The organism is Herbaspirillum sp. CF444 (genome assembly GCF_000282135.1).
Lineage (GTDB): Bacteria > Pseudomonadota > Gammaproteobacteria > Burkholderiales > Burkholderiaceae_D > Herbaspirillum.
Window position 1 is genome coordinate 16,637 of record NZ_AKJW01000018.1, and the last position, 24,036, is coordinate 40,672.

20 protein-coding genes and 1 tRNA gene are annotated in these 24,036 nt (G+C 59.9%); 4 read left to right on the top strand and 17 right to left on the bottom strand.

What is annotated here, in order from left to right:
* Window positions 1–17: 17 nt before the first annotated feature.
* The 7 genes from glyS to PMI16_RS03710 form a co-directional block, all read right to left on the bottom strand.
* Window positions 18–2,150 carry a glycine--tRNA ligase subunit beta gene (gene glyS / locus PMI16_RS03680; RefSeq protein ID WP_007876544.1) on the bottom strand — a complete coding sequence of 711 codons (2,133 nt, stop codon included), beginning with the start codon at window positions 2,148–2,150 and terminating at the stop codon, window positions 18–20.
* Window positions 2,151–2,237: 87 nt separating this feature from the next.
* Window positions 2,238–3,158: a glycine--tRNA ligase subunit alpha gene (gene glyQ / locus PMI16_RS03685; RefSeq protein ID WP_007876545.1), complete on the bottom strand. Its 921-nt coding sequence runs from the start codon at window positions 3,156–3,158 to the stop codon at window positions 2,238–2,240.
* A 128-nt stretch (window positions 3,159–3,286) separates the two neighbouring features.
* Complete coding sequence (gene lnt / locus PMI16_RS03690; RefSeq protein WP_007876547.1) at window positions 3,287–4,858, bottom strand: apolipoprotein N-acyltransferase; 1,572 nt, start codon at window positions 4,856–4,858, stop codon at window positions 3,287–3,289.
* Between the two features lie 40 nt (window positions 4,859–4,898).
* Window positions 4,899–5,786 (bottom strand): HlyC/CorC family transporter, encoded by an 888-nt coding sequence (locus PMI16_RS03695; protein WP_034379089.1) that lies wholly within the window; start codon window positions 5,784–5,786, stop codon window positions 4,899–4,901.
* Between the two features lie 211 nt (window positions 5,787–5,997).
* The gene (locus tag PMI16_RS03700) at window positions 5,998–6,222 is read right to left on the bottom strand and encodes a pentapeptide MXKDX repeat protein (protein ID WP_007876552.1); all 225 of its coding nucleotides are present in this window, start codon (window positions 6,220–6,222) and stop codon (window positions 5,998–6,000) included.
* 75 nt (window positions 6,223–6,297) lie between these two features.
* Entirely contained in the window at window positions 6,298–7,083 is a 786-nt protein-coding gene (locus tag PMI16_RS03705) for a molybdopterin-dependent oxidoreductase (RefSeq protein ID WP_007876554.1), read from the bottom strand.
* 16 nt (window positions 7,084–7,099) lie between these two features.
* Window positions 7,100–7,729: a cytochrome b/b6 domain-containing protein gene (locus PMI16_RS03710; protein ID WP_007876555.1), complete on the bottom strand. Its 630-nt coding sequence runs from the start codon at window positions 7,727–7,729 to the stop codon at window positions 7,100–7,102.
* A gap of 279 nt (window positions 7,730–8,008) precedes the next feature.
* Here PMI16_RS03710 and PMI16_RS03715 point away from each other — a divergent pair, with 279 nt between their 5' ends.
* Window positions 8,009–8,182: a zf-HC2 domain-containing protein gene (locus PMI16_RS03715; RefSeq protein ID WP_007876557.1), complete on the top strand. Its 174-nt coding sequence runs from the start codon at window positions 8,009–8,011 to the stop codon at window positions 8,180–8,182.
* A 93-nt stretch (window positions 8,183–8,275) separates the two neighbouring features.
* Here the strand turns inward: PMI16_RS03715 and ybeY are convergent, their stop codons facing one another.
* The 4 genes from ybeY to PMI16_RS03735 all read right to left on the bottom strand — a co-directional run bounded on the left by ybeY (window position 8,276) and on the right by PMI16_RS03735 (window position 12,388).
* Window positions 8,276–8,734: an rRNA maturation RNase YbeY gene (ybeY, locus tag PMI16_RS03720; protein ID WP_007876559.1), complete on the bottom strand. Its 459-nt coding sequence runs from the start codon at window positions 8,732–8,734 to the stop codon at window positions 8,276–8,278.
* A complete protein-coding gene (locus PMI16_RS03725) occupies window positions 8,721–9,812 on the bottom strand; it encodes a PhoH family protein (protein WP_007876561.1) in 1,092 nt (363 codons plus the stop codon). Before PMI16_RS03725 ends, ybeY begins: the two co-directional genes overlap by 14 nt.
* Window positions 9,813–9,857: 45 nt before the next feature.
* Complete coding sequence (gene miaB, locus PMI16_RS03730) at window positions 9,858–11,198, bottom strand: tRNA (N6-isopentenyl adenosine(37)-C2)-methylthiotransferase MiaB (protein WP_007876563.1); 1,341 nt, start codon at window positions 11,196–11,198, stop codon at window positions 9,858–9,860.
* 299 nt (window positions 11,199–11,497) lie between these two features.
* Window positions 11,498–12,388 carry a LysR family transcriptional regulator gene (locus tag PMI16_RS03735; protein ID WP_034379095.1) on the bottom strand — a complete coding sequence of 297 codons (891 nt, stop codon included), beginning with the start codon at window positions 12,386–12,388 and terminating at the stop codon, window positions 11,498–11,500.
* Window positions 12,389–12,475: 87 nt separating this feature from the next.
* On the opposite strand from PMI16_RS03735, the gene PMI16_RS03740 reads away from it, so the two are divergent.
* The 3 genes from PMI16_RS03740 (at window position 12,476) to PMI16_RS03750 (ending at window position 14,863) form a co-directional block, all read left to right on the top strand.
* On the top strand, window positions 12,476–13,078 hold the full coding sequence (locus PMI16_RS03740) for a cysteine hydrolase family protein (protein WP_007876566.1): 603 nt from the start codon (window positions 12,476–12,478) through the stop codon (window positions 13,076–13,078).
* A 521-nt stretch (window positions 13,079–13,599) separates the two neighbouring features.
* Window positions 13,600–14,169, top strand: a complete 570-nt coding sequence (locus PMI16_RS03745) for a response regulator transcription factor (protein ID WP_007876568.1) — start codon at window positions 13,600–13,602, stop codon at window positions 14,167–14,169.
* Window positions 14,159–14,863 carry a GGDEF domain-containing protein gene (locus PMI16_RS03750; protein ID WP_157212514.1) on the top strand — a complete coding sequence of 235 codons (705 nt, stop codon included), beginning with the start codon at window positions 14,159–14,161 and terminating at the stop codon, window positions 14,861–14,863. Before PMI16_RS03745 ends, PMI16_RS03750 begins: the two co-directional genes overlap by 11 nt.
* A 172-nt stretch (window positions 14,864–15,035) precedes the next feature.
* Here PMI16_RS03750 and PMI16_RS03755 read toward each other — a convergent pair.
* From PMI16_RS03755 to PMI16_RS25695, 6 genes are all read right to left on the bottom strand, one after another.
* Window positions 15,036–15,112: transfer RNA gene (locus tag PMI16_RS03755), tRNA-Met, on the bottom strand.
* 102 nt (window positions 15,113–15,214) lie between these two features.
* A complete protein-coding gene (miaA, locus tag PMI16_RS03760; protein WP_007876575.1) occupies window positions 15,215–16,174 on the bottom strand; it encodes a tRNA (adenosine(37)-N6)-dimethylallyltransferase MiaA in 960 nt (319 codons plus the stop codon).
* 1 nt (window position 16,175) lies between these two features.
* Window positions 16,176–18,062 carry a DNA mismatch repair endonuclease MutL gene (gene mutL, locus PMI16_RS03765; protein WP_007876577.1) on the bottom strand — a complete coding sequence of 629 codons (1,887 nt, stop codon included), beginning with the start codon at window positions 18,060–18,062 and terminating at the stop codon, window positions 16,176–16,178.
* An 84-nt stretch (window positions 18,063–18,146) separates the two neighbouring features.
* Entirely contained in the window at window positions 18,147–20,288 is a 2,142-nt protein-coding gene (locus PMI16_RS03770; protein ID WP_007876579.1) for a methyl-accepting chemotaxis protein, read from the bottom strand.
* Between the two features lie 281 nt (window positions 20,289–20,569).
* Complete coding sequence (locus PMI16_RS03775; RefSeq protein ID WP_034379170.1) at window positions 20,570–23,536, bottom strand: sensor domain-containing protein; 2,967 nt, start codon at window positions 23,534–23,536, stop codon at window positions 20,570–20,572.
* Window positions 23,537–23,688: 152 nt separating this feature from the next.
* Window positions 23,689–23,826, bottom strand: a complete 138-nt coding sequence (locus tag PMI16_RS25695; RefSeq protein ID WP_007876582.1) for a hypothetical protein — start codon at window positions 23,824–23,826, stop codon at window positions 23,689–23,691.
* Window positions 23,827–24,036: the final 210 nt, after the last annotated feature.

A 24,036-nucleotide genomic window follows, 5' to 3' on the forward strand; every position in this document is an offset into this window, starting at 1 on the left:
TCCCTGTCCTGCCAAAATCACGCGGCCAGCTTGGAAATATCCGCCACCTGGTTGAGCATCTGATGCAACTCGGCCAGCAATGCCTGGCGGTTGTTGCGCAGCTGTTCGTCTTCGGCGTTGACCATGACGTCGTTGAAGAAGGCGTCGACGTTCTGGCGCAATTGTGCCAGCGCTTTCAACGCGCCGCTGAAATTACCCTGGGCATACGCAGCATCGACCTGCGGCTTCAACAGCAGCATGGCCGAATACAAGGCCTGCTCGGCGGTTTCGCGCAGAAGGCCGTTTTGCACGGTGCCGAGCAGTTTGCCTTCCTTGCCAGCGTCGATCTTCTTCAGGATATTGGTGATGCGCTTGTTGGCGGCAGCCAGCGACTCGGCTTCCGGCAATGCCGCGAAGGCTTGCACCGCGTCGAGACGTTCAGTGATGTTGTCCAGCACTTCCGGTTGTTGCGCGACCACGGCTTCGATTTCGTTGGGCGAATAATTGCGCTCGCGCAGCAGGCCGCGCAGGCGGTCGTAGAAGAAGGCGCTGACGTCGGCGCTCGGATCCTTGAAATTGCCGTTGCCGGCGAACAGGGCGACGGCTTCCTTCAGCAAGGCCGGAATGGCCAGAGGCAGGCGTTTTTCGACCAGCATGCGCAGGATGCCCAGCGCATGGCGACGCAGAGCGAACGGATCCTTGTCGCCGGTCGGTTGCAGGCCGATGCCCCAGATGCCGACCAGTGTTTCGAGCTTGTCCGCCAGTGCAACGGCAGTACCGGTTGCGGAGCCGGGCAGCGCATCGCCGGCAAAGCGCGGCTGATAGTGTTCGGATGCCGCCAGCGCGACTTCATCCGGTTCGCCGTCGTGGCGCGCGTAGTAGGTGCCCATGATGCCTTGCAGCTCAGGGAATTCGCCGACCATGTCGGTCAGCAGATCGGCCTTGGCCAGCAAGGCGCCGCGTTCAGCCAGTGCGATCGTAGCAGCATCGTTGCCCAGCAGTCTGGCAATCGCGCCGGCCAGCGCCTTGACGCGCTCGGTGCGTTGCAGCTGATTGCCCAGCTTGTTGTGATACACCACGTTGGCCAGTTGCGGTACGCGGTCGGCCAGCGCCTTTTTCTTGTCTTGTTCGAAGAAAAATTTCGCATCCGACAAACGCGGACGCACCACGCGTTCATTGCCTTGAATGATGTGTTGCGGATTGCCGGTTTCCAGATTGGAAACGATCAGGAAGCGCGAGCGCAGCTTGCCGTTGGCATCTGTCAGCGCAAAATATTTCTGGTTGGTCTGCATGGTCAGGATCAGGCATTCCTGCGGTACGGCCAGGAACTGATCGTCGAATTTGCATTCGTAGACCACCGGCCATTCGACCAGCGCAGTGACTTCATCGAGCAGCGACTCCGGCATCAGCACCTTGTCGTCGCCGGCCTTGCCGAGCAGGTCGAGGCGAATCTTTTCCTTGCGCTCGTTGAAGCCGGGAATGACCTTGCCCTTGCTGATCAGCGTTTCGACATACGATTCCGGCGAGTCGATGGCGATCGCGCCTTGCGACAGGAAGCGATGGCCTTGCGTGATCTTGTCGGCATCCAGGCCGAGGATGTTCAGCGGCACGACGGTGGCGCCATGCAGCGCGATCAGGCGATGCGCAGGGCGCACGAAATGCACGGTGTTGCCAGCGGCGCGGCCGTGCTGACGCTGATAGCTCATGACCTTGGGGATCGGCAGCTTGGCGACCGATTCTTCCAGCGCAATTTGCAAACCGGTCTGCAGCGCGCTGCCCTTGGCGGTGTAGGTGTAGAAGAAGCTCTCGGCCTTGCCGTCTTGCGCGCGTTCCAGCTGGTCCGGCGTGATGACGGTGGCGCCGACTTGCGCAGCGAGCGCGGCCAGTTTCTTGACCAGCGGCGCCGACGGACGGCCTTCGGCATCGAGCGCGACGCTGACCGGCAGCACTTTTTCGCGGATCGATTTATCCAGCGAGGTGGCGCGCACTTTGGTGATGGAAACCGCCAGGCGGCGCGGCGTGGCGTAAGCGGTGGCGGCAGCGCCGTCTTCGAGGAAGTCGCGTGCTTTCAGTCCGTTGAAAATGCCGTTGGCAAAGGCGTCGCCCAGCTTGGCGAGTACCTTCGGCGGCAGTTCTTCGGTCAGGAGTTCTACTAAAAGTGTCTGAGTCATTTTCTGTTTTCTTGCCAATTTCTTGCTTATTTGGCGCAGCGGCTTGTCTCAGCCGCTGCGCGATCCTGTCAATACGTGTTCAGGCGTTCAGGCTGCCTGGCGCGGGGCATCCGCTGCGCCGCCCATCGGGAAGCCGAGACGCTCGCGCGATTCGAAATATGCCTGTGCCACGGCGCGCGACAGATTGCGAATGCGGCCGATGTAGGCCGCGCGCTCGGTCACCGAAATCGCACCGCGTGCATCGAGCAGGTTGAAGGTGTGCGCCGCCTTCAGGATCATTTCGTAGGCCGGCAGCGCCAGCGGCACTTCCAGCAGACGCTTGGCTTCGGATTCGTAGTTGCCGAACAGCGAGAACAGGAAGTCGGTGTTCGAGTATTCGAAATTGAAGGTCGACTGCTCGACTTCGTTCTGGTGAAACACGTCGCCGTAGGTCAGCTTCTTCCTGACGCCGTTCTCGACCCATTCGGTCCAGACCAGGTCGTAGACGTTTTCCACGCCTTGCAGGTACATCGCCAGGCGCTCGATGCCGTAGGTGATTTCGCCGAGCACCGGCTTGCAGTCAAGACCGCCGACTTGCTGGAAGTACGTGAACTGCGTCACTTCCATGCCGTTGAGCCAGACTTCCCAGCCCAGGCCCCAGGCGCCCAGGGTCGGGTTTTCCCAATCGTCCTCGACGAAGCGCACGTCGTTTTGCTTGAGGTCGAGGCCGAGGGCTTCGAGCGAGCCGAGGTACAGATCGAGGATGTTCTCAGGCGCCGGCTTCAGCACCACCTGATATTGGTAGTAGTGCTGCATGCGGTTCGGGTTTTCGCCGTAGCGGCCGTCTTTCGGACGGCGCGACGGTTGCACGTAGGCGGCGCGCCATGGCTCGGGGCCGATGGCGCGCAGGAAGGTCGCGGTATGCGAGGTGCCGGCGCCGACTTCCATGTCGTACGGCTGGAGCAATGCGCAACCTTGCGCATCCCAATATTCTTGCAGCTTGAGAATGATCTGTTGAAATGTGAGCATCTTTTTTGTGGTTGCCGGTGACGGCAGGCAAGGAATTGCTAAAACCCTGAATTTTAGCGGTTTTTGGGGGGCTTATGCGCCCCGCATGGACGAATAGCGGGGAATGGAGCGCGAAACTGCGCGGAAAACTAGCGATTGCGGCGCGACAGCAGCCAGGCCACGGCCAGCGCGACGATCGCCAGCGCCAGCATCAGCTTGTTGCCGAACAGAATGTAAGGCGTCTGGCCCTGATAGCCTTGCACCGAAGCGCTCAGCATATTACGCGTGTAGGGCTGCAATTCGGCGATCACCTGCCCGTTCGGTCCGATCACGGCGGTCGCGCCGGTATTGGTCGAGCGCAGCATCGGACGGCCGGTTTCCAGGCTGCGCATTTGCGAGATCTGCAAATGCTGCGGCAGCGCGATGGAATTGCCGAACCAGGCGATATTGGACAGATTCAGCAGGATGCTGGCTTGCGGCTGGCCGGCGTAGTAGGCGCCGCCGAGCTGGGCGGCGATTTCCTCCCCGAACAGATCTTCGTAGCAGATGTTCGGCATCACCCATTGCTGCTTGACCGCAAACGGCATCTGCAGCGGCTTGCCGCGCGTCATGTCGCCCAGCGGGATGCGCATCATGTCGACGAACCAGCGGAAGCCGAACGGGATGAATTCGCCGAAAGGCACCAGATGGTGCTTGTCATAGCGATAAGGATTTTTGGCGCTGGCCGGATCGGATGAAAAACCGATCACGCTGTTGGCGTACTGGCCGGGGCCGTCCGAGACCGGAATACCCAGCGCCAGATGGCTGCCGGAGGTCTGGATGAAGCGCGTCAGGCGCGCCAGGTAATCCGGCGGCAGTTGCTGCGGCAGCAGCGGCACGGCGGTTTCCGGCGTTGCGATCAGGTCGGCGGGCGCGCTGCGGATCATCTCGTCGTACATGTTCAGCGTCGACAGCAGCGCTTCGTTGGAAAACTTCATCTCCTGCGGGATGTTTCCTTGCAGCAGTCGCGCGGTGATCGGCTGCCCGACCGGCTTAGTCCATTGCACCGCATGCAGTGCGGCGCCTGCACATGCCAGCAAAACCGCCAGTGCTGCAGGCAGGATGCGCCGGCCTGCGCGCAGGCTCACCATGGCCAGGCAAGCGGCGATGACGGCGGCAATCCAGGCCAGGCCGTAGACGCCGACGACCGGAGCAAAGCCGGCCAGCGGGCCGACGTTATGGGCGTAACCCGAAGTCAGCCACGGAAAACCGGTAAACAGCCATCCGCGCACCCATTCCGACAACGCCCACAACGCGGGCAGCACCAGCAGCAACAGCACCGCCGGCGATAGCTGCCAGCGTTGCCGGAACCAAGCTGCCAGCCCCGCCGTCAGCGCCGCGTAGATGCCGAGATAGGCCGCCAGCAAGCCAACCGCCAATGCCGCCATCCATCCCGCCATGCCGCCGTAGTCGTGCATGCTGATGTACAGCCAGTGCACGCCGCATGCCGCCCAGCCGAAGCCGTAAAGCCAGCCGGTCAGGGCATTGCGCTTGAGCGAAATTGTGCGGCTGACCTGGCGGAACAGCCAGGCCAGCGTCAGGATCTGGATCGGCCAGATGTTGAAGGGGGCAAAGGCCAGGACATTGAGCACGCCGGCCAGCAAGGCGACGAGCGGCGTCAATGCCGTGACCGCGGTATGGGATGCATCGGTTGCAACTGTGGCATCCGTTGCAGTGTCCATGCCGGCAGGGGAGCGAGTCGGGAGATTCACGCAGGGAGGTTTATTCTTCTTCCTCGGCTGCCGGGGCTTCCGGCAGTTTTTCCACCAGCAGCACATGGGCCTGGCGGGCGTCGGCGCGCAGCACTTCGAAATGCATGCCGGCGATGTCGAACTCATCGCCCTTGCGCGGCACGCGGCCGAGATGGTTGGCGACCAGGCCGCCGATGGTGTCGGCGTCTTCGTCGGAGAAGTCGGTTTCCAATGTTTCGTTGAACTGGGTGATTTCGGTCAGTCCCTTGATGCGCCAGCGCGGGCCGTGGGCGCCGTCCTTGATGGCGAGGATGTTGTCTTCTTCCTCGTCGAAATCGTATTCGTCTTCGATGTCGCCGACGATCTGTTCCAACACGTCTTCAATCGTGATCAATCCTGCCACGCCGCCGTATTCGTCGACGACGATGGCCATGTGGTTGCGGTTGGCGCGAAAGTCGCGCAGCAATACGTTGAGGCGTTTCGATTCCGGAATGAAGACGGCGGGGCGCAGCATGTCGCGCACGTCGAAGGATTCTTCTGCGTAATAACGCAGCAGATCCTTGGCCAGCAGGACGCCGATCACCTTGTCGCGTTCTCCCTCGACCGCAGGAAAGCGGGAGTGCGACGTCGACAGCACTTCGGGCATCCAGGTTTCGATCGGCTTGGTGATGTCGATGGTGTCCATTTGCGAACGCGGCACCATGATATCGCGCACGGCCAGGTCGGATACCTGAAACACGCCTTCGATCATCGACAGCGCATCGGCGTCGATCAGATTGCGCTCGTGGGCGTCGTGCAGGACTTCGAGCAACTCTGCTCGGTTTTCAGGTTCAGGGGAGATGAGAGCGGTGAGACGTTCAAATAAAGAACGGTGTGGTTTAGCGTCAATGGATTTGACGCTACTAGGGTGATCTTGCATATGGCGTGAGCCGTGGGTCCGACGTTGTTTCGATGAGCCATAGGATACAACAAATATATGACAAATCTACTAAAACGCATTGGGTCGGGATTTTTTGCGGCGCTGCAGAGACAGCGTAGATGCCGCCGAGTGTGGTAGGAAAAGAAACAGTTTCCGAACGGACATGTCCGCAGCAAGTGCCTCGCCACGAACATGTCGAAAGAAACGAAGCTTACTTCTTCATTTCATCTTTTGCCATGCCATCCTTGGCCATGCCGTCTTTACCCATGGAGTCCTTGCTCATGGAATCTTTCTTTTTCATCTTGTCTTTCTTCATGCCGTCCTTGGACATGGAATCCTTGGACATATCGTCCTTGGCCATGGTGTCGGCAGCGTAGGCGCCCGAAACGGCGGCCATCATCAGACAGGCGAACAGAGTAGAGAGTGCTTTTTTCATGTGAATCTCCTGGAAATAAAAAGTAATAAATAAGTGGCAAAAACGCCATGAACCCGGCAAACACTTGGCACCTTGCTAAGCACCGCCGAACCAGTTGTACCCCTGGTCTTCCCAGTAACCGCCGGGGTAAGTGTTGGTTACTTCGATTGAAGCAATATGCTTCGGATTCTTGTAGCCCAGCTTGGTGGGCATGCGCAGCTTCATCGGGAAGCCGTACTTCGGCGGCAGGATCTCGCCGTCGTAGGTCAGCGTCAGCTGCGTCTGCGCGTGCAGCGCGGTCGGCATGTCGATGCTGGTGTAGTAATCGTCGGCGCAGCGGAAGGCGATGTACTTCGCGCTCAGGTCGGCGCCGATGTATTTCAGGAAACCGGCAAATGGCACGCCGCCCCAGCGGCCGATGGCGCTCCAGCCTTCGACGCAGATGTGGCGCGTGATCTGCTCCACCTGCGGCAGGCGGCGCAGCTCCGGCAAGGTCCACGACTTTTTGTTGCCGACCAGTCCCTTGATCTCCAGGCGGTAGTCGTCGCCGTCGACTTCGGTGATCTCGTCTTCGCCGTAAAACGCATTGAACGGAAACGGCCGCGTGATCATCGACGCCGGATACGTCGGCGCCATCTTGTTCGGATCGAACAGCCAGGCCTGCACGCCGTCGTTCATGCGCGAGATCCTGGTGAGCATGCGATTGACCGATTCGTTGTCGGTGATGTCGCAACCGGTCAGCAGCGACAGGCCGCCCAGCGTCAGCGCACGCTTGCCGAACAGGCGGCGCGAGGGCATGGCCAGTTCCAGTTCGCGGCGCGCGTCCTTGATGATCAGTTCGCCATCCAGCGCGGACGGCAGGCGATTGGGTTTATTGATCATGATGTCCTTGGCCTCCTCAACGGCCGCGCAGCATGGCGAGCAAGGTGCGCGGCACCAGCGCCACCATCACGATATGCACGGCGATAAACAAGACCAGAAAAGTCATCGCGAAGAAATGCACGATGCGCGCATTGTCAAAGCCGCCCATCAGTTCGCGCAGCAAGGGCAGTTGCACCGACTTCCAGACCGCCAGGCCGGACACCACGATTAATATGAGGTCAAGAATGACCGACAGGTAAGCCAGCTTTTGCACGGCGTTGTAATGATCCAGCGATGCGTGCTGCAATTTGCCTTTCAGGGCTTGCAGGAAGTCATGCAGAATTTCCGCCGGACGCAGCGGAAAGAACTTGCGCCGCGCGCGTCCGGTCAGCAAGTTCAGCAAGAGATAAACGATGCCGTTGATCGCCAGCAGCCACATGGCCGCGAAGTGCCACTGCAGCGCGCCGCCGAGCCAGCCGCCCAGCGTCCATTCCTTCGGGAAAACGAAAGGAAAAATCGGCGAAGCATTGTAGATGCGCCAGCCGCTGGCAATCATGATCACGACAGAAAAGGCATTGATCCAGTGCGTCACGCGCAGCCACAGCGGATGCACCGCCGCGGTCGGAGCTGCTGGCGTGGTCGGCAAGACCGATGGGGAAGCTTTCACAATCGTCTCCTGAGTACATCGTGCAATGCAAAACGTCGTCAATCCGATTCATGCGAGGCGTTTTGCGATTTATGCCCCTTGGTCGCAGCGACCGGGCGATTTCTTACAGGAGAGGAGAAAAAGAATGAAAACGAAACACCATTTTGCGGACAGTCAAAAATGCAACGAGAAAGCGGTCAGCAAAATGTAAGAATCCGAGGTGGTCGCCGACTAAGCGATATGGCACCGGCGAATTGGGGGATGGCGCGTCATTTACAATGACGTCACAGGAGCGATTATATGAAATGCAAGGAAGCACACCGCGTCTTGTGCGAAGCGCAAGACAACAAACTGTCGTTTGCAAGAAGGCTGGCATTGCGCTGGCATCTGGCCATTTGCGACCATTGCACGCGCTTCGGCCGGCAGTTGGGATTTTTGCGGACGGCAGTCAGGCGCTATCGCGATGGGGAATAAGCACTAAGGACATGTGATGTGTTGCGGCAACATCATCGCAAGAGGGAAATTGCACGCAGCGTGCAGAAGTCACTTCAATCGCCGGCTTCAAGCTCAGCCGCGATCGGCATAAGGATTGCCGAAGCCCAGCCCCGCCAGGATTTCCGTCTCCAAAGCTTCCATCTCGGTCGCTTCTTCCTCTTCTTCATGATCGTAGCCCTGTGCATGCAGCACGCCGTGGACGATCAGATGCGCGGCGTGATCCGGCAGCGACTTCTTCTGTTCCAGTGCTTCCTTCTCCAGCACGTCGGTGCACAGGATGATGTCGGCCTGCGTCACCTCGCTGTCTTCATCTTCCGTGTACGCAAACGTCAGCACATTGGTGGCGTAATCCTTGCCGCGATAGTCGCGGTTCAGCGTCCGGCCTTCTTCGGCATCGACGAAACGGATCGTCAGTTCGGCGGGCGCGAAAAGCGCCGCCTGGATCCAGCGGCGGATCTGTGGCCGTGGCACGCTTTCTTTCAGGCGTGGATCGGCATACTGGACGGACAAGGTCAGTTTATTTTTTTGCATGACGTGGCTTGGCTGACTGGGTCAGGCCCTGGCTGAGACGTTTGACGGCGTTGTTGGAGGTGATGTGGGCGGTGCTGGCGGAGGCGCCCGCGTGCGCTTCATACGCGTCGACAATGCGCGCCACCATGGGATGACGCACCACGTCGCTGCTGGTGAAGCGCGAGAAGGCAATGCCGCGCACGTCGTGCAGCACATTGAGCGCATCGATCAGGCCGCTTTTCTGGCCGTGATGCAAGTCGATCTGCGTGACGTCGCCGGTGACCACGGCCTTGCTGCCGAAGCCGATGCGCGTGAGGAACATCTTCATCTGTTCCGGCGTGGTGTTCTGCGCTTCGTCGAGAATGATGAAGGCGTGATTGAGCGTGCGGCCGCGCATATAGGCCAGCGGTGCGATTTCGATCGCCTGCTTTTCGAACAGCTTCTGCGTGCGGTCGAAACCGAGCAGGTCGTACAGCGCGTCATACAACGGGCGCAGATACGGATCGACCTTTTGCGCCAGGTCGCCGGGCAGGAAGCCGAGACGTTCGCCGGCTTCCACCGCCGGACGCGTCAGCACGATGCGTTGCACGGCGTCGCGTTCCAGCGCATCGACGGCGCAGGCGACCGCGAGATAAGTCTTGCCGGTGCCGGCCGGACCGACGCCGAAGGTGATGTCGTGTTCCAGGATGGCGTGCAGGTATTCGGCCTGATGCGGCGTGCGGCCGCGCAGGTCATGCTTGCGCGTCTTCAGCACCGGACTTTCGATTTCGGTTTTTTCCTTTTTGTCGCCGGCAAGGTCGGCATCGTCCAGTTCGGCGTCGATGGTCGCGGTGGCGCGTTGTTCGACCAGCGCCAGCTGGATGTCTTCCACCGACACCGGCTTGTCCGCCAGCGCATAAAAGCGTTCGAGGATCGCCGTCGCGCGCTCGGCATTGGTGCCGCTGGCGATGAATTTTTCGCCGCGACGGAAAATCGTCACGTCGAGGGCGGACGAAATTTGCCTCAGGTTTTCATCCAGGGGACCGCACAGATGCGCCAGACGTTTGTTGTCGAGCGGTTGCGGGATGAAGTAGTGAGGCTGGCTGGGTGATTTTTTCAATCTGGCTCGGTATCGGTAAGGGTAAGTAGATCTGATCGGACTGAATTATTGTTTGACCACGATCTCGCCGCGCAGCGAGAACGGAAACGCTTGCAGGATCGAGACGTCGACCATCTGGCCGATCAGCCGCGCGCCGTTCGGACCGCTGGCGAAATTGACCACGCGGTTGTTTTCGGTGCGGCCTTGCAGCTCGTTCGGATCCTTCTTCGACGGACCTTCCACCAGGATGCGCTGCACCGAACCGACCATGCCCTGGCCGATCTTGTTGGCGTTGTCCTGCACCACCGCTTGCAGGTGCTGCAGGCGTTTGAGCTTGACTTCGTACGGCGTGTCGTCGGCCAGGTTGGCGGCCGGCGTGCCGGGGCGCGGGCTGAACACGAAGCTGAAGCTGGTGTCGTAGCCGATGTCGGTGATCAGCTTCATCAGCGCATTGAAATCTTCTTCGGTTTCGCCCGGGAAGCCGACGATGAAGTCGCTCGAGATCGCGATGTTCGGACGCACTTCGCGCAGGCGGCGCAGCACCGATTTGTATTCCAGCGCGGTGTAGCCGCGCTTCATCGCCGCCAGGATGCGGTCGGAGCCGTGCTGCGCCGGCAGGTACAGGTGATCGACCAGCTTCGGCACCTTGGCGTAGGTGTCGATCAGGCGCTGCGTGAATTCCTTCGGATGGCTGGTGACGAAACGGATGCGTTCGATGCCGGGAATGTCGGCGATGTATTCGATCAGCAGCGCAAAGTCGGCGATTTCGCCATCGGCCATGGCGCCGCGGAAGGCGTTGACGTTCTGGCCCAGCAGCGTGATTTCCTTGACTCCTTGCTCGGCCAGTCCGGCCACTTCGGTCAGCACGTCTTCAAAGCGGCGCGACACTTCTTCGCCGCGGGTGTAAGGCACCACGCAGTAGCTGCAATACTTGCTGCAACCTTCCATGATCGACACATAGGCGGATGCGCCCTCGACGCGGGCCGGCGGCATGTGGTCGAACTTCTCGATTTCCGGGAAGCTGATGTCGACCTGGGGACGGCCGCTGAAACGGCGCTCGCTGATCATCTGCGGCAGGCGGTGCAGGGTTTGCGGACCGAACACCATGTCGACGTAGGGCGCGCGCTTGACGATGGCTTCGCCTTCCTGCGACGCCACGCAACCGCCGACGCCGATCAGCAGGTCGGGATTGTTCTTCTTCAGTTCGCGCAGGCGGCCGAGGTCGGAGAACACCTTCTCCTGCGCCTTCTCGCGCACGGAACAGGTGTTGAGAAGGATGATGTCCGCGTCTTCCGGCTTGTCGGTCTTGATCAGGCCATCGGAGGCGTTGAGCACGTCGGCCATCTTGTCCGAGTCGTACTCGTTCATCTGGCAGCCGAAGGTTTTGATGAATACTTTTTTCTGCATAAATGTCAATCAGGCATGAGGGCGCGGCAGGGAATCAAAGTCGGTGCCGGCAGGGGGAAGCAGAGGCGAGTCGCGTATTGTTGCCGCCCGGCGCGGATGGCATTTAGTTGCAAATTCAGTTGCAAAAGCAGCGAGACGGCTGTTTTGCGGCGCGGGCAAGGCGAGTGCGGATCGTAGTCCCATGCACTTCCAAGGTTCGCGATTATAGCACCGGATGCCCCATGGGGCCGGGCACGGAGCAGTCCGCGGGAAGGTTCTGCAACACTCTGGAAAAATAACATATAGGCAATAAACCAAGCCTAAGCTGAAAAGCAGTCCTCCAGCCAGTCCAGCACGGCGCGCAGGCGCGGCAAGGCCTTCAGGTCGCGGTGATAGACCACCCAGACTTCGCGCTGCAGCTGCGATGCGGCATCCGCCAGTTCCAGGTCTGGCGCCAGCAGGTAGTGCGGCAACAAGGCCAGCCCCACGCCCGCGCGCGCCGCCACGCACTGCGCCACCAGGCTGGTGCTGCGAAAGCGCACCGGGTTGTTGCCAGCATGGTCGGCCAGCCACAGGGTTTCCGGGATCTCCGGCACACCGTCGTCATAGCCGATGAAGGCTGTCGAGGCAGGACGATTGCGCCAGTCCTCCACGCGCGCCTTGCTGCCGCACAGGAAGTAGCTGATTTTGCCCAGCCGCCTGGCGATCAGTTCTCCATCCTGCGGTCGGGCGAAACGGATCGCCAGGTCGGCATCGCGCCGCGCCAGGCTGACGGTCTGATGGCTCATGGTGAATTCGACATCCAGATTGGGCCACCGATCCAGCAGCGACGGCAGGCGTGGCGCCAGAAACATGGTGCCGAGGGCATCGGTGCTGGCGATGCGCACCTTGCCTTCCATGCGGATGTCTTCGCCGGCCAGCCGTCGCGCCAGTTGCGCCGTTTGCGCCTGCATTTCGCGCGCGGCCCCCAGCACCGTCTCGCCCAGGCGCGTCAGCTCGGTATCGTCGCCCCGTCGCGTAAAGAGCGGTCCCTGCAAGGCATGCTCCAGCATCTGCAGGCGCCTGCTGACGGTCGCATGCGTCACGCCGAGCATGCGGGCCGCACCGGAGAAACTGCCCGACTCGACAAAGGCGGCAAAGGTGCGCAAGCCTTCCCAATCGACGGGCAAGGCTTGTACGGCAGGATCTGGTGGAGCTGTTAATTTATTCACGGGTGGCTGCCTGTTTTTGCGAATTGATGTACGTATTTTAACCATCTACGATGACTCCACTTACTTAACCTTCACAAGGAGTCCATCATGTCCACACTCAAAACCCTGCTGCAGATTGCCGGCGCCGCACCACGCAAGCCGCAATGGAAGGACGCGGCACTGATCCTCATCGATCACCAGACCGAATACACCACCGGCGGCGTACCGCTGGACGGCATCGATGCCGCCATCGACGAGATCGCGCAATTGCTCAAACAGGCACGCGCCGCCGGCGCACCGGTCTTCCACGTCGTCCACCACGCCAAGCCCGGCGCCGCACTGTTCGATCCGCAGCGCGAATACGTCAACGTCATCGACGGCCTGCAACCGCAAGACGGCGAAGTGACCGTCGTCAAGGCGCTGCCGAATGCCTTCGCCAACACGACGCTCGACACCGAATTGAAGAAAACAGGAAAGAAGGAGCTGATCATCGCCGGCTTCGCCACCCACATGTGCATCAGCGCGACCACGCGCTCGGCGCTGGATCATGGTTATGTGTCGACGATCGTGGCGGCGGCATGCGCGACGCGCGATTTGCCGGATGCTTTGGGCAATGGCGTGGTGCCGGCGACGGAAGTGCAGCGGGCGGCGTTGGCGGCGCTGGCGGATCGCTTTGCTACCGTGCTGCCGAACGCGGCTGCCTTGGCTTGAGTGTTAGATGACGGTGGGCTGGATACACAGGTTTTTTTGAGGATATCGCACCGGCTCACGATACCCGCCGGCCTGCTATTCAGGTCCACCACCGGCAGGCAAGAAACGCTAAATACCAGGCCATTCCAAAACTTGTGCGGCTATCTCCGACATTCTTTGATTACAAGGGTGACAATAATATACTTGGTAGGTAAATATGTTGAGCCTGACAAGGATTGCCGTTGTTTCTACGGGGAAACTTTCCTGCGATTTTTTGTGAATTTATTTTCGCGCGAAAAAATGTATAACGTAACCGATAGTTACAACAAACCTATAAGGTCCTTTTCTTGTGAGAAGGTGCGCCATTTATAGGTAGGGTTTGGGGAAAGCACTCGGGTGAGCATTCTAATTGTCGGACTCCAGGCGGGCTTGCGGGAGATTGTGGAAAATCACCTTGCAGCATCGGGAATTCCAGTTCGTTCGGCGGCCACGATTTCGCAAATGAATTTGGAAATTCAAAAAAAAAGCCAACAGTCGTCGTGATGGACGCTCAACCTGTCAATGGCATGCGGCTATCCAGTATTGCCAATCTCCGACAGCAGTTTCCACAACTGGGGATCGTGGCGATGGTGGAGAAAAGCAATGAACAAAGCCAAGTGAATGCTCTGCATGATGGCGCCGATCATTTTCTGCACAAGCCCGTGAATCTTTCCATCTTATCCGCAACGGTTGTCGCCTTGTTCCGGCGTCTTCATATTCATGTGGAGTCGTTGAAAGAGAAGATTCAGGTATGGAGGTTCAATCGCCGGTCACAAATTTTATCCGGGCCGTCAGGCGTGAGAATTGTATTCAGCGATCGGGAGAGTGCCATATTGACGATGCTGTTTTTGAGCCCGCATTTCCCAGTGAGCACGGAGCGCTTGCTTCATTCACTTAACATGTCGACGGACATATTCGATCCTCATCGCGTCGATACCATCATTTACAGAATTCGTAAAAAACTCAGCTTCAGACAGGACTGCTCATTTGAGATTCGTAACGTCTATGGCAAGGGATATATGTGCGTCGGATCAGAAGGGGAAGCGGTATTTTATGTTTGGGATGGACGATAAGCTGACTTTCTATTTCCTTGTCTGCGCGTTGCTGATCGGTTTTCATCTTTGGATATGGAAGCGATTTTCAAAAATCGCAAGGCAAAGAGATGTCGCAACCGCGGAGATGGGTTTGTTGCAGAAAAAAATGGCTCAGCTTCAAGCTCAAGCGTTGCATGACTATCTGACGGGACTACCCAATCGCGCGCTGCTCGCAGACAGAATCCGACAGGCGCTCGCGAAAGCAACTCGCGAACGCTCCAGTTTCCTAGTTTTCTTTCTGGACCTGGATGGTTTCAAACCGGTCAACGACATGTACGGGCATGAGGTTGGCGACCGTCTGTTGGTCGATATCGGAAAACGCTTGCAAAGCATTATTCGCGAAGAAGATACCGTGGCAAGAATAGGCGGCGACGAATTTGTCATTCTTGCCTCGGTGAGTTCTTCTGCCGACGGGACTTTCATTGTCCGGAAAATAGAAGAGGCGATGAGCCGTCCCTTTGTCGTCGGAGACTACTCTATTCATGTTACTGCGAGCATCGGTCAGTCGGCTTTTCCCGAGGATGGGAATTCAATCGAGGAATTGCTCTGGAAGGCTGATGAGGCAATGTATGCGAATAAGCACTCAGGACGTGCCCGCACATACTTCGGTGGGATTGCTGCCGGCGATAACGGCAATTCGTCTGTTGAATGCGAGAGTGCCGCCGGCAGATAGGCCCAGGCCTGGATTTGTTTGGACGGAAGACGGTAGATGCGGCCAAGCGGCTGTTGCGTCACATCAGCAGGGTTTCTGCGGAAATATAAACAGGCAACAACAAACAATAACAAACAACAACAGGCAACAAAAAAGCCGCTGACCCTTTCGGATCAACGGCTTACAGTGTCTTTGGTGGTGATAGGTGGATTTGAACCACCGACCCCAGCATTATGAGTGCTGTGCTCTAACCAACTGAGCTATATCACCAAAAGCAAGCCCGCAATTATGATAGGCGGCTTCGCGCCTGTCAAGAAAAATGCACCTCGAAGGTTCAATTTTCTGTACTTGGTGAGTCACGAATCTCCGGGCTCAGGCCGCGAGCGCCTTCCGGACGTGATTCATCGCAATCTGCGTGGCATTGTCGGCATTGCAATCAATCACCACGCGACCCGGCGTCGATCGCAGCCAAGTGATCTGGCGCTTGGCCAGTTGTCGCGTGGCAATGATGCCGCGTTCGCGCATTTCGGCGTAGTCGTACTGGCCGTCGAGGTATTCCCAGGCCTGGCGGTAGCCGACGCAGCGCATGGAGGGCAGGCCGAGATGGAGGTCGCCGCGCGCGCGCAGGCGGCGGACCTCGTCGAGCAGGCCGTCGTTTTCCAGCATGAGATCGAAGCGACGGGCGATGCGTTCGTGCAGGACGGCGCGTTCTGACGGCTCCAGCGCCAGCGGCAGCAGCGTGAAGGGCAGGGTTTCGGTTTCTTTTTGCGCCAGCAGCGCCGACATCGGTTTGCCGGTCAGTTCGATGATCTCGAGCGCGCGCTGGATGCGCTGGCTGTCGTTGGGTTTGAGGCGGGCGGCGGTTTCCGGGTCGAGCGTGGCCAGGCGCGCATGTTGTGCGGGTACGCCGTCGCGCGCGGCTTCCTGGTCGAGGCGTTCGCGCACGGCGGGATCGGCTTCCGGCAAATCGTCGAGTCCGTCGCGCAAGGCCTTGAAATACAGCATGGTGCCGCCCACCAGCAGCGGCAGCTTGCCGCGCGCACGGATGTCTTGCGCCAGGCGCAGGGCGTCATTGCGAAACTGCATCGCCGAATAAGAAGCGGTCGGGTCGAGGATGTCGATCAAATGGTGCGGCACGCCGGCGAGTTCTTCGGCGTTCGGCTTGGCGGTGCCGATGTCCATCTCGCGGTACACCAATGCCGAGTCGACCGAGATGATTTCGCAGGGGATATGTCTGGCGATTTCCAGCGCCGCTGCGGTCTTGCCGGAGGCGGTCGGTCCCATGATGGCGACCGCCAGGGGCGCGGCAGTTACTACAGGTGCAGCAGTCATCCTATTGACCGCGCAGGAAGAGCTTGTCCATGTCGGACAGGGCGAGCTGGCTCCAGGTCGGCCGCCCGTGATTGCACTGGTCTGCCCGTTCGGTGGCTTCCATTTGGCGCAGCAGCGCGTTCATTTCCGGCACGGTCAGGCTGCGGTTGGCGCGTACGGCGGTGTGGCAGGCCAGGGTGCCGAGCAACTCGTTGCGACGTTCGAGCAGTACGCGCGAGCCGCCGAATTCGCGCACGTCGCGCAGCACGTCGCGCGCCAGCGTCTGGGCGTCGGCATTCTTCAGCAGCGCAGGCACGGCGCGCACCGCCAGCGTGGTCGGCGACATCGCGGCGATGTCGAAGCCGAGCGCGCTGAGGGTGTCCTGATGTTCCTCCACCGTGCCGACTTCGACGGCGTCGGCGTAGAAGGTCACCGGGATCAGCAGCGGCTGCACGAACATGCTGTTGTCGTCGAGCGCGTTTTTCAACTGCTCGTAGAGGATGCGTTCATGGGCGGCGTGCATGTCGACCACGACCAGGCCCTTGCTGTTCTGCGCGAGCACGTAGATGCCATGCAACTGCGCCAGTGCGAAGCCGAGCGGGAAATCGTCGGCAGGCAGGCTTTGCGTATTGGCGGCGACGGGCATGGTGAAGGCGCCGGTCGTTGTTTCGCTGCCTGATGTGGACGCCATGTCCAGATTGGTTTGCGTGCCGGGTCGGAACATCGCACCGTAGTCGGCCGTGTTCTGTGCGACGCCGAAGCCGCTGCCCGAGAAATTCGGACGCAGCTGGGCGCCGAACTCCGCCTGATGCTGCGGTTGTTGAACCTGATCGCGCATCCACGGCAGCGGACCGTTGCCGGCCGCTTGCGGCGCCGGCGCATTGCCGAAGGAAGTCGCGGAGGTCGCGGCCAGCGCGCGGCTGACGGCGTGGAAGACGAATTGATGCACGCTGCGGCTGTCTCGGAAGCGCACTTCGATCTTGGACGGATGGACGTTGACGTCGACCAGCGCGGGGTCCAGATCCAGCGCCAGCGCGTAGGACGGATAGCGGTCGCCGTGCAGCACGTCCTGATAGGCGGCGCGCACGGCATGCACCAGCAGCTTGTCGCGCACGAAGCGGCCGTTGACGTAAAAGTACTGGCCGTCGGCACGCGCCTTGGAGGCGGTCGGCAAACCGATGAAGCCGTGGATGCGCAAAGGGCCGGCGCTTTCGTCGACCGGCAGGCGCGCGTTGGCGAATTCGTCGCCGAGGATGTGCGCGCTGCGTTTGGCGAATTCGCCGACGTTCCAGTGATCGACGGTCTTGCCGTTGTGCGTCAGCGAGAAGGTGACGTCGGGACGCGCCAGCGCAATGCGGCGCACGACTTCGGCGCAGTGGCCGTATTCGGTTTGTTCCGACTTCAGAAACTTGCGGCGGGCAGGCGTGTTGAAATACAGGTCCTGCACGTCGATGGTGGTGCCGGGGGCGCCGGAAGCGGGGACGACGTTGCCGTCCTGCGAGCCGGTGATTTCCCACGCATGCGCCGCGTCGGCGGTGCGCGTGGTCAGCGTCAGTTGCGCGACCGATGCGATCGAGGCCAGGGCTTCGCCGCGGAAACCGAGCGTGCCGACGTTTTCCAGGTCGGTCAGGGAAGCGATTTTGGAAGTGGCGTGACGCGCCAGCGCCAGCGGCATTTGGTCAGGCGGAATGCCGCGACCGTTGTCGGTGATGGCGATGCGCTTGACGCCGCCTTGCTCCAGGCGCACGGTGATTTGCGTCGCGCCGGCATCGAGGGCGTTTTCGAGCAACTCCTTGACGACGGCGGAAGGGCGTTCGATAACCTCGCCCGCGGCGATCTGCGAGATCAGCTGGTCGGGCAGGGCCTGGATGGGGCGAATGGGGCGGGTAGGGCGATCTGGTGCGTTCATCTTGCGATTATACCGCCAGCCGGGCCAGGCATTTCCTGTCCGGCCGGGGGGCGTTTTCAACGCATGGTCGGATCGGACTGCGGATCAGAACTGTTCCCAGTCGCCGTCCTTCTCGGGCGGCGGCAGGGCTTTTTTTGCCGCAGGCAATTTCGCCTTCGGTGCGGCGGGTTTGATGGCCGCCGCCGGTTTGGCCGTCACGCTACGCCGCGGAGCAGGCGTGGCTGGGGGGGCAGAGAACGAGATGGCATGCGTTTCATCCAGCTTGAAGGTGCTGACCGACGCCGTCAGTTTGTGCGCCTGGTCTTGCAGCGATTGCGCGGCGGCGGCGGCTTGTTCCACCAGCGCGGCGTTTTGCTGCGTGGTCTGTTCCATCTGGTTGATGGCATGGTTGACCTGTTCGATGCCGTCGCGCTGTTCCTGGCTGGCCGAACTGATTTCGCCGACGATGTCGGTCACGCGGCGCACGCTGGCGACGACTTCGGTCATGGTGGCGCCGGCTTGTTCCACCAGTTTGCTGCCGGCTTCGACCTTGTCGACGGAGTCGTCGATAAGGACCTTGATTTCCTTGGCGGCCGAAGCGCTGCGCTGCGCCAGGCTGCGCACTTCCGACGCCACCACCGCAAAGCCGCGTCCCTGTTCGCCGGCGCGGGCGGCTTCCACTGCCGCGTTCAACGCCAGGATATTGGTCTGGAAGGCAATGCCGTCGATGACGCTGATGATGTCGACGATCTTCTTCGACGAGTCGTTGATCGAACCCATGGTGTCGATGACCTGGCCGACCACGGCACCGCCCTGGACGGCGACTTCGGAGGCGGACTGCGCCAGTTGGTTGGCCTGCTGCGCGTTGTCGGCGTTTTGCTTGACGGTGGAAGTCAGTTCTTCCATCGCGGAGGCGGTTTCTTCCAGCGAACCGGCTTGCTGTTCGGTGCGCGACGACAGGTCGAGATTGCCGCTGGCGATTTCGGTCGAGGCGGAGGTGATTTGTTCGGTTCCCTGGCGGACATCGGCAACCACGTGCGCCAGGCCATCGCTGATGCCGTTGACGGCAAGCATGAGCTGGCCGATTTCATCTTGCTGGTTGACCACGAGGCGCGCGGTGAGATCGCCGCCGGCCAGCTTGTCGGCCGCTTCGCGGGCGCGGGCCAGCGGACGCGTCACGACTTGCTTGATGACGATCACCAGCACGGCGCCGACCAGCAACAGGAAGATCGCGCCGAACAGCATGAAGCGGTTGCGCATGGCGGCGATTTCGCTGGTCACCTCGGCGGTGTAGGTTTCACCGGCGATGATCCAGTTCCAGCTCGGGAACTGGCTGAACGCGACGATCTTGTCTTCGCCCGCATGGCCTGCGGTATCGGGGTTGTCCCACATGTAGCGCATGACGCCTTCCTTCTGCGCCAGCATGTCCTTGATGAACTCCTTGCCGTTGACGTCTTTCAGTCCCAGCAGGTTTTTGCCTTCGTCTTTCGGACCGGCGATCAGCGTGCCGTAGTCCTTGCCTTGCTTGGCGTTGATCACGTAGAAATAGCCGGTTGCGCCGATCTTGAGCGCCTTGATCTTGTTGGTCAGCGCGGCGATGTCGCCGGAAATGTCGACGCCGACGTACAGCACGCCGATCAACTGGCCGGAAGCGTCCTTGATCGGGGTGTACTTGGTGATGTATTGCTTGCCGAACAACGTGGCGATGCCGCTATAGGATTTGTCGGCGAGCAAGGCGGCGTAGCCGGGATGCGTTCTGTCGAGCAGCGTGCCGACTGCGCGCTCGCCGTTCTCCTTTTTCACCGACGTCGAGACGCGCACGAAATCGTCGCCGGTCTTGGCAAAAATGGTCGCGGTCACGCCGGTCTGCGCCGTGAAGCGGTCAGGGATGGAAAAGTCGAGGTTGAGGTCGGTATTGCCATTGCGCAGCACCGGCGTCGCCTTGTCGCCGATCTGGACGGTGCGGCTGCCGTCGAGCGAAAATTTTTCCGGGAAAGAGTTGGCGAACATGTTGGAGAAGCGTTCCACCTGGCTGTTCACCGAACGGTCGAACATCTCGACCATGTTGACCACGCCGCGCGTCTCGCCGCTGATCTGGTTCATCGATCGATGTTCCAGCATCGTCGAGGTGGCGTAGCTGATCAACAGCATGGCCGCGATGAACAATGCTCCCACCAGCGCGAGAGTGAGAGAAGTGAGCTTGGTGCCGACGGCCCAGCTCCGGTAATGGAAGGCAGAAGTTTGCATAGTGTGTGGTGTTCTTTTTGTTGGGCGCGAAGGCGCCGGATACCGCGAGCAAATAGATTTTATGACGTGGTGGCAGCGTCAGGGCAAACGTTTGCGCGCATGCGGCAGTGTAGTGAAGCTTCGATTTTTGAAGGGAGCAAGTATAGCGAAAATCTCCCTTAAACTGGTTTTGTGGAACGGAATATTTGACGTAACCAGTTGTTTATTAATTACTTTTTACAATGAAGTCGTTAAAGGCGATGTAACAATGCTACGACAAATTGTTTTCCATGGGAAATTATCTAGAGGAAGTTGTCGATTTTGAAATTTTTCAACCAATGCTCAAAAATTTCGGCCAGCATCGGACGTGAAAACAGATAACCCTGGGCGACGTCGCAACCTTGTTGTTTGAGCAGGTCGTATTGCCGCTTGTCTTCCACGCCCTCGGCAACGACAGTCAGGTTGAGGCTTTCGCCGATGCGGATGACGGCGTTGGTGAGCGCCAGCACGGTCTCGTCGCGGTTCATGTCGCGCACGAAGCTCTGATCCAGTTTCAGTTCCGAGACCGGCAGGTTGCGCAGGTAGCCGAGACTGGAGTAGCCGGTGCCGAAATCGTCCATCGCCAGCTTGACGCCCTGGGCGTGGAGTTCATGGATGGTGCGCGTGGTGCTGGGGTTGGTGTCCATCATCACCGTCTCGGTGATTTCCAGCGTCAGGTCGGCGGGCGCAAGTTCGTAGCGTTGCAGCAAACCGGAGATGAATTGCGGCAGGTCGAGATCGTGGAAGTTGGTCGACGACAAGTTGACCGAAACCGACGGCACCTTGATGTCGCGCTTGCGCCAGTCGTTCAGCTGGAAGCAGGCTTCTTCCAGCGCCCATTTGCCGAGTTCGCCGATGAGGCCGCATTCTTCCGCAATCGGAATGAAACGCGCCGGCGATACCTGGCCCAGTTGGTCGTGATGCCAGCGCGCCAGCGCCTCCACGCCATGCAGCAGACCGGTGCAGACGTCGATCTGCGGCTGGTAGTGCAGCTCGAAATCGCCGCCGCGCAAGGCATCGCGCAACGCGCCTTCCAGCGCCAGCCGCTCCTGCGCCTGGGTGTTCATGTCGTCGCTGAAGAAGCTGAAACGGCCGCGATTCTTTTCCTTGGTCTGATACATCGCCATGTCGGCGCGGTGCAGCAGGATCTCGATGGTGTCGCCGTTGTCGGGGAACAGGGCGATGCCGATGCTGGCCAGCGGCGTCAGCGCCACGCCGGCGATATGGCAGGGTTGCGACAGATTGGCCTGGATGCGTTTGACGACATCGGTGACGCGATGCAAGTCGCATTGCGACAGTACGATGACGAACTCGTCGCCCGACAGGCGACCGACGATGTCCGATTTGCGCGCCTCGATTTGCAGGCGCGCCGCCACCGTGCGCAGCAATTCATCGCCGGCCTGGTGGCCGAGCGAATCGTTGATCTGCTTGAAGCGGTCCAGGTCGATGAACAGCACTGCCAGCGGCACCCGCGTGCGTGCGGCGTTGGCGATGGCCTGGTTGGCCTTGACCATGAGCAGGCTGCGATTGGGCAGGCCGGTCAGCGAATCGTAGAATGCCAGTTGATGGATGCGCGACCGCGTTTCTTCGCGCTCCAGCGCCAGTGCGCACAGGTGCAGGCTGACGTCGACCAGACGGTGATGGAAGGCGTCGGCGTGGCGCTTGCCGTGATAATAGAAGGCCAGCGTGCCGATGACGCGGCCGTCGGCCGATTTGATCGGCGTCGACCAGCAAGACTCCAGTCCCATCGGCAGCACCAGATGTCTGTAGTCTTCCCACAGCGGGTCGTTGGCGATGTCGACGACTTCCACCGGTTCGGCGCGAAACGCCGCGGTGCCGCAAGAGCCGACTTTGGGGCCGATCGGGACGCCTTCGATGGCCTGGTTGTAGGCTTCGGGCAACTGCGGACCGGCGACCGGATGCAGCAGGCCCTGATCGTCCACGCGCAGCACCGAAGCGACGACGTCGGGCGAGATATGTTCCAGTTCCAGGCACACCATGGTCAATACTTCCTGCAGGCTGGCTTCGCGCACCATGGCGTTGAGCGCCTTGTATTGCAGCACTTCGTGCATCTTGGTGTTGGTGATGTCGGTCAGGATGCAGACGGCATTGATCAGCTTGCCGTCGCCGTCGAGAATCGGATTGACCACGGTCGATACCCACAAAGGGTGTCCTTGCTTGTCGACCATCATTTCTTCGCCGTGAAAGCTGTTGCCTTGCGCAATGACGTCGTAGCAGTCGTCGATCAGCTTGAGGATCGCGGTCTGTCCTTCGAACAACTCGCGCGGTCGTTTGCCGATGACTTCGTCGGCGGCAAAGCCGAGCATGCGGCTGAAGCCGGTATTGTGAAAGACGATGTGGTTGGCATCGTTGGTGATGAAAACGGCGTTGTCGGTTTCATTGATGCCCAGCGACAGCAGGTGCTGGTATTCGCGGTCGCGCTGTTCGCGCACCATGCGGTAAGACACGTCGGAGCCGATGCTGATGATCTTGATCGGTTGGCCGTCGACGTCCAGCACCGGCGTGTAGGTCGCTTCCCACCAGATCGGACGGCCGTCGCGGGCAATCCGTTTGAAGCGGCCGGAGAAAAAGCGCCCCTGATTGACGTCGCGCCAGAAGTTTTCGTATTCCTGGCTGGCGACATACTCCGGTTCGCACAGGAAGCCATGGTGCTTGCCGACAATCTCTTCGGGCAGGTAGCCCATGGTCTTGAGATAGTTGCTGTTGGCGCCCACGATGATGCCGTCGGCGGAAAACTCGATCACGCCGAGCGAGCGGTTGAGCGCGCGCAGGACGCTGTGTTTTTCTTGCGAGTCGTCGACATGCGCGGTGATGTCGGCGGCGATGGAGACGACGTGCTGCAATTTTCCCTGGGCGTCGAAGACGGGGTTGCAGGTGGCCTCCAGCCACAGGCGAGAACCGTCGCTGCGCATGCGTTGCAGGGTGCCCGACACCACTTCGCCGGCATGCAGGCGGCGCCAGAATTCGGCATATTCGGGGGATTTCGCATACTCGGGATTGCACAGCATGCGGTGATGGCGGCCGACGATGTCGTTCTTGCGATACGCCATCAGCGTCAGGAAGTTGTCGTTGGCGCTCAGAATGGTGCCGTCGGGCGCCAATTCCAGAATCGCCATGGAACGGGAGAATGCCGCCAGCAGCGCTTCCTTCTCCTCCAGGGAGGCGCGGCATTGTTGGAGTTCGTGGCCGATGTGCTCGCCATCCATCATCATGGATTGTTCCCTTGCCTGTTCTCTTCGTTGCGTGACTACATCGGTACGCGCAATTTCCCTGCTCGGTAACGATCATATGCCGCTTTTAATTCTTGTGGGCTCCCGGTGCGACCACGTTACGACAGTTAACGGCAATTTTTTTCTTTGCTTCAGAATTGTTCCCACAGATCTTCGCTGCCCGCCTTGGGAACGGCGATGGTTTTCGCGGAGGCGGCAGACCGTTCCGCTTTCTTTGCGGCAAAGCCGACATTCGGGCGGACGCCGATTTTCAGGCTGGTGATGCGCATTCGAAGCTCCTTTTTTTATTGATATGTGCCGGTTGTTTTTGCCGGGCGTGTACGGCGGACATATCAAATGTTATCGGAACGAACATTGTTGTTCTTGAGTACTATAAGGCAAATAAGTTTCGCCGTATTTTTTTACTTGAAACGCGCTGTCTTTTCCGTCATGCCGCTTCGTTTGCAGCTGTTTTTGCGCTGACGGCAAGGCGCAAGGAT

Excerpts from the sequence above, each read along its gene's own strand:
- glyS (WP_007876544.1), bottom strand. The coding sequence starts at position 2,150 with ATGACTCAGACACTTTTAGTAGAACTCCTGACCGAAGAACTGCCGCCG.
- glyQ (WP_007876545.1), bottom strand. The coding sequence starts at position 3,158 with ATGCTCACATTTCAACAGATCATTCTCAAGCTGCAAGAATATTGGGAT.
- lnt (WP_007876547.1), bottom strand. The coding sequence starts at position 4,858 with ATGGACACTGCAACGGATGCCACAGTTGCAACCGATGCATCCCATACC.
- PMI16_RS03695 (WP_034379089.1), bottom strand. The coding sequence starts at position 5,786 with ATGCAAGATCACCCTAGTAGCGTCAAATCCATTGACGCTAAACCACAC.
- PMI16_RS03700 (WP_007876552.1), bottom strand. The coding sequence starts at position 6,222 with ATGAAAAAAGCACTCTCTACTCTGTTCGCCTGTCTGATGATGGCCGCC.
- PMI16_RS03705 (WP_007876554.1), bottom strand. The coding sequence starts at position 7,083 with ATGATCAATAAACCCAATCGCCTGCCGTCCGCGCTGGATGGCGAACTG.
- PMI16_RS03715 (WP_007876557.1), top strand. The coding sequence starts at position 8,009 with ATGAAATGCAAGGAAGCACACCGCGTCTTGTGCGAAGCGCAAGACAAC.
- ybeY (WP_007876559.1), bottom strand. The coding sequence starts at position 8,734 with ATGCAAAAAAATAAACTGACCTTGTCCGTCCAGTATGCCGATCCACGC.
- miaB (WP_007876563.1), bottom strand. The coding sequence starts at position 11,198 with ATGCAGAAAAAAGTATTCATCAAAACCTTCGGCTGCCAGATGAACGAG.
- PMI16_RS03740 (WP_007876566.1), top strand. The coding sequence starts at position 12,476 with ATGTCCACACTCAAAACCCTGCTGCAGATTGCCGGCGCCGCACCACGC.
- PMI16_RS03745 (WP_007876568.1), top strand. The coding sequence starts at position 13,600 with ATGGACGCTCAACCTGTCAATGGCATGCGGCTATCCAGTATTGCCAAT.
- PMI16_RS03750 (WP_157212514.1), top strand. The coding sequence starts at position 14,159 with ATGGACGATAAGCTGACTTTCTATTTCCTTGTCTGCGCGTTGCTGATC.
- miaA (WP_007876575.1), bottom strand. The coding sequence starts at position 16,174 with ATGACTGCTGCACCTGTAGTAACTGCCGCGCCCCTGGCGGTCGCCATC.
- mutL (WP_007876577.1), bottom strand. The coding sequence starts at position 18,062 with ATGAACGCACCAGATCGCCCTACCCGCCCCATTCGCCCCATCCAGGCC.
- PMI16_RS03770 (WP_007876579.1), bottom strand. The coding sequence starts at position 20,288 with ATGCAAACTTCTGCCTTCCATTACCGGAGCTGGGCCGTCGGCACCAAG.
- PMI16_RS03775 (WP_034379170.1), bottom strand. The coding sequence starts at position 23,536 with ATGATGGATGGCGAGCACATCGGCCACGAACTCCAACAATGCCGCGCC.
- PMI16_RS25695 (WP_007876582.1), bottom strand. The coding sequence starts at position 23,826 with ATGCGCATCACCAGCCTGAAAATCGGCGTCCGCCCGAATGTCGGCTTT.